Genomic DNA, 3,196 nt, shown 5'->3' on the forward strand with positions numbered 1-3,196 from the left:
GCGGGTGGCTTCGTGTACTCGCGAAGCCGGGTGCGCCATTCACTCGCCGAGGTAAGCAGCGCGAACTTTGGGATCGTTCAAGAGCTGACTGGCCGGCCCATCCATCGTCACCTCGCCGCTCTCCATCACATACCCCCGGTTGGCCAGGCTCAGCGCCCGGCTGGCGTTCTGCTCGACCAGCAGGATGGTCACGCCCTGCTTGTGGATGGTGTCGACCACCTCGAAGATCTTGTCGACCATGATGGGGCTCAAGCCCATGCTGGGCTCGTCCAGCAGCAGCAGCTTCGGCCTTGCCATCAGCGCCCTGCCCATCGCCAGCATCTGCTGCTCGCCGCCGCTCATCGTGCCGGCCAGCTGCGTGGCGCGTTCCTTCAGCCGCGGGAAGGTGCTGAAGACCTTGTCGATGTCGGCTTCGATCTCCTTGTCCTTGCGGATGTACGCGCCCATCAGCAGGTTCTCGGTGATGCTCATGCGGGTGAAGGTGCCGCGGCCTTCAGGCACCATCACCAGGCCCTGGCGTGCCAGGTCCCAGGCGCCCTGGCCCTTGATGGGCTTGCCCATGAATTCGATCTGCCCGGCGGCCATCGGCTGCAGGCCGGTGACGGCCTTGAGCGTGGTGGTCTTGCCCGCGCCGTTGGCGCCGATCAGGCTGACGAGTTCGCCCTGCCGGACTTCGAAGCTCGCGCCCTTGACGGCCTGGATGCCGCCGTAGGCGACCTTCAGGCCGGTGACCTTGAGCAGTGTTTGAGGGGTGGTCATGTCGTGCTGCCTTCTTGTTGTTGTTCTGGTCAGTGCGTGGCGGTGTGACCGGCGCCGAGGTAGGCTTCAATCACTTTCTCGTTGCGCTGCACTTCGCCCGAGGTGCCTTCGGCAATCTGCTTGCCGTAGTCCAGCACCGTGACGCGGTCGCACAGGCCCATCACCAGCTTGACGTCGTGCTCGATGATCAGGATGGTCCTGCCGTCGTTGCGGATGCGGTCGATCAGTTCCCTGAGCACGACTTTCTCGGTGGCGTTCATGCCGGCGGCGGGCTCGTCCAGCGCGATCAGCTTGGGCTCGGTCGCCAGGGCCCGGGCGATCTCGAGTCGTCGCTGGTCGCCGTAAGAGAGGGTTCTGGCCTTGAAGTCGGCGTATTTGCCAATGCCCACGTAGTCCAGCATTTCCTGGGCACGTTTCCTGATGTCGGCTTCTTCGGCCTTGAAGCCGGGCGTGCGGAAGACGGCGCCCAGCAGGCCCGAGTGGGTCCGGACGTGGCGGCCGACCATGACGTTTTCCAGCGCGGTCATCTCGGCGAAGAGCCGGATGTTCTGGAAGGTGCGGGCAATGCCGGCCTTGGCGACCTGGTGCACGGTGGTCGGGGTGTACGGGGCGCCGCCCAGCTCGAAGCTGCCGCCATCAGGCGTGTACAGCCCGGTGATGACGTTGAAGAAGGTGGTCTTGCCGGCGCCGTTGGGGCCGATCAGGCCGTAGACCTGGCCCTTCTGGATCGTCATGCTGACGTCCGACAGGGCTTGCAGGCCACCGAAGCGCTTGGAGACGCCTTGAACCTTGAGAACGGTTTCTGTCATGGTGTTCTCTTCCTTACTTCACTGCCACTGGAGCCGCCTTGCCGTGTTCGGGCGAGGGCCACAGGCCGCGCGGGCGCAGCAGCATGATGATGATCATGGCCAGCGCGATCAGCAGTTGGCGCAGGATGGCGGCGTCCAGTCGGCCGTCGGTGAGTTGTTGCAGCGGGCCGGCCACGTAGCGCAGCACTTCGGGCATGGCCGAGAGCAGCAGGGCGCCGAGGATGACGCCGGGGATGTGGCCCAGGCCGCCGAGCACGACCATCGCGACGATCATGACGGACTCCATCAGCGAGAAGGATTCTGGCGAGACGAAGCCCTGGAAGGCGGCGAACATGGAACCCGAGACGCCGCCGAAGGTGGCGCCCATGCCGAAGGCCAGCAGCTTCAGGTTGCGGGTGTTCAGGCCCATGGCCTTGGCGGCGATCTCGTCTTCGCGGATGGCCATCCAGGCGCGGCCGATGCGGGAGTCGGCCAGGTGGCGGCAGATGACGATGGTGGCCACGACCAGCACCAGGAACAGGTAGTAGTACAGGACGACTGACGGGAAGCTGTGGCCGAAGAGGTCCAGCGGCTTGCCGAAGTCCAGCGCGCCGAACTGCATCGCGTCGATCTGGCTGATGCCGCGCGGGCCGTTGGTGATGTTGAAGGGGTACTCCAGGTTGTTCATGAAGACCCGGATGATTTCGCCAAAGCCCAGCGTGACGATGGCCAGGTAGTCGCCCCGGAGCTTGAGCGTGGGCGCGCCGAGGATGACGCCGGCCAGGCCCGCGAGCGCGGCGGCCAGCGGCACGATGACCCAGACGGGGGTGTGCAGGCCGTTGGGGAAGGCGGCCTTGATCCACTCGAAGTTGTCCGACAGGTGCGGCGAGGAGAGCAAGGCGTAGAGGTAGGCGCCGACCGCGTAGAAGGCGACGTAGCCGAGGTCCAGCAGGCCTGCGTAGCCGACGACGATGTTCAGGCCCAGGGCCAGCATGACGTACAGCAGCGCGGTGGCCATGATGCGCACCCAGCCCTGGCCGAACGGGGCAACGACCAGCGGCAGCGCGATCAGGGCGATGGCGGCCAGCAGGAAGACGGCGATCTTGGTGGTTTGGTTCATGTTCTGCATGGCAACCTCAAGCTCTGTCGGCCACGCGTTCGCCCATGAGGCCCGAAGGACGCAAGGTGAGCACGAGGATCAGGACCAGGAAGGCGAAGATTTCGACGTACTGGCTGCCGAAGACGCCGCCGGTCAACTCGCCCAGGTAGCCCGCGCCAATGGCTTCGATCAGGCCCAGCAGGATGCCGCCGACCATCGCGCCGGTGAGGTTGCCGATGCCGCCGAAGACGGCTGCGGTGAAGGCTTTGAGCCCGGGCAGGAAGCCCATGGAGTGCTGCACGGTGCCGTAGTTGAGCGCCCACATGATGCCGGCGATGGCCGCCAGCGTGGCGCCGATGACGAAGGTCAGCGAGATGATGTGGTCGGGCTTGACGCCCATCAGGCCGGCCACGCGCGGGTTCTCTGCCGTGGCCCGCATGGCCCGGCCCAGCTTGGTGCGGTTGACCAGCCAGAGCAAGGCGGCCAGCACGACGACGGTGGTGCCCAGGATGAGGATCTGGCTGTAGGTGATGACGGGGCCTTCGGCCCA

General features: G+C 65.8%; 4 protein-coding genes. All 4 read right to left on the minus strand.

Features of this window, described 5'->3' with window-relative positions:
- Positions 1-39 precede the first annotated feature (39 nt).
- The gene (locus AC3WR5_RS33305; protein ID WP_492490082.1) at positions 40-759 is read right to left on the minus strand and encodes an ABC transporter ATP-binding protein; all 720 of its coding nucleotides are present in this window, start codon (positions 757-759) and stop codon (positions 40-42) included.
- Between the two features lie 29 nt (positions 760-788).
- Positions 789-1,568 (minus strand): ABC transporter ATP-binding protein, encoded by a 780-nt coding sequence (locus AC3WR5_RS33310; protein ID WP_492490083.1) that lies wholly within the window; start codon positions 1,566-1,568, stop codon positions 789-791.
- A 13-nt stretch (positions 1,569-1,581) separates the two neighbouring features.
- A complete protein-coding gene (locus AC3WR5_RS33315; protein WP_492490085.1) occupies positions 1,582-2,667 on the minus strand; it encodes an ABC transporter permease subunit in 1,086 nt (361 codons plus the stop codon).
- Between the two features lie 16 nt (positions 2,668-2,683).
- Positions 2,684-3,196: branched-chain amino acid ABC transporter permease (locus AC3WR5_RS33320; protein ID WP_492490084.1), on the minus strand; the 513-nt coding region annotated here is incomplete at its 5' end.

This window comes from Ideonella sp. FW305-24 (genome assembly GCF_058788035.1).

Bases quoted from the DNA above. Each gene is read 5' to 3' on its own strand.
- AC3WR5_RS33305 (WP_492490082.1), bottom strand. From the start codon at position 759: ATGACCACCCCTCAAACACTGCTCAAGGTCACCGGCCTGAAGGTCGCC.
- AC3WR5_RS33310 (WP_492490083.1), bottom strand. From the start codon at position 1,568: ATGACAGAAACCGTTCTCAAGGTTCAAGGCGTCTCCAAGCGCTTCGGT.
- AC3WR5_RS33315 (WP_492490085.1), bottom strand. From the start codon at position 2,667: ATGAACCAAACCACCAAGATCGCCGTCTTCCTGCTGGCCGCCATCGCC.